Origin of the sequence: Streptomyces odonnellii (assembly GCF_000981895.1) — a bacterium.
GTDB lineage: Bacteria > Actinomycetota > Actinomycetes > Streptomycetales > Streptomycetaceae > Streptomyces > Streptomyces odonnellii.
Genome location: NZ_LATD01000552.1, coordinates 1 through 1,263 on the forward strand (window position 1 = coordinate 1; position 1,263 = coordinate 1,263).

1 protein-coding gene is annotated in these 1,263 nt (G+C 67.9%); it reads right to left on the reverse strand.

Going from position 1 to position 1,263, the window contains the following annotated elements:
• Positions 1-1,220 (reverse strand): poly-gamma-glutamate synthase PgsB (pgsB, locus tag WH07_RS34895; protein ID WP_046509086.1); only part of this gene is annotated, 1,220 nt, incomplete at its 3' end.
• Positions 1,221-1,263 lie beyond the last annotated feature (43 nt).

Sequence of the window (1,263 nt, forward strand, 5' to 3'; positions counted from 1 at the left end):
CCCCCCGGCCCCCCGGCCCCGTCCGCCTCGTCCGCCGTCTCGTCCGGCGGCAGCTCCGCGAGATGCTCCAGCAGCAGCTCTCCCTGCCCATGGATATTGCCGATCGCCACCAGCGACGAGTCCGGCCCGAGCATCCCGAGCAGCTCCCGCATGAACTCCTCGGGATCCCGTTTGTCACCGCCCAGATCCACCGCCCGCGACCGCCACTCCCCCGGAATCGCGTCGATCGCGCTCTTCGCCGGGTGGCCGATCACAAAGACCTTCTCCGGCTGGAGATCGGGAATGATCTCGCCCATCTGCCCGTTGCGCTCGACCCGGTCGGGACGGCAGTTGATGACCACATGCAGCGGACGGTTGATCGCGCCCAGATCCAGCAACTGATTGATGTTCATCAGCGTCGACTCGGGGTCGTTCGCCGCGAAGACGTTCGCGAACCGCAGCCGCTTGCCGTCCGGCGTGAGGTAGCGCTCCACGGAGAGCACACCCGGGTCCGGCGGCGCGTCGTACATCCCCTGGAGCGCGGTCTCCCGCGCCACGCCCAGCAGTTCGGCGACCTTCAGCGCGATGGCCACGTTCTCCTTGAACGTGAACCAGCTGAAGCCCCGCAGCTCCTCGTCGGTGACCGTCTCCGGGTCCGCGTAGATCAGTTGGCAGTTACGCGCGTCCGCCTCCTCCTGGAGGATCGCGAACCGGTCCTTCTCCGCGGTGACACAGATCCCGTCCTCCGGCATCGAGCGGGACAGCGAGCGCGCCACGTCGTCGAGGGTCGGGCCCATCTCGGCGAGGTGGTCCTCCCGTACGTTGCAGAGCACCCCGATAGTGGACCGGATCAGCTTCGACTGATTGATCTCCTGGAGCGCCGGCATGACGGCCATGCACTCGATCACCAGCGCGTCGGGGTTGTACGCGGCGGCGCGCCGTACGATCCCGATCTGCTCCACCACATTGGCGATGCCGAACTTGCGGTAGACCGGCTCCTCGGTCGCGTCCGGGTGGATGAACCGGGCCGCCGTGCCCGTGGTCTTGGCGACCGTGATCAGCTCACCGCCGCGCAGCGCGCCCGCGCACAGCCGGGTGATGGAGGACTTGCCGCGGATTCCGTTGACCAGGACGCGGGTCGGGATGCGGTTCAGGTTGGCGAAGTGCCGTGCCTGCTCCACGAGTCCGGCGACCAGCAGGATCGTGCTGCAGGCGAGCAGCACGAAGTAGAGGAAGAGCACGGTTGGTCAGGTCCTTTCGGCGAGGGTGTGGGGGGTGCTGTCG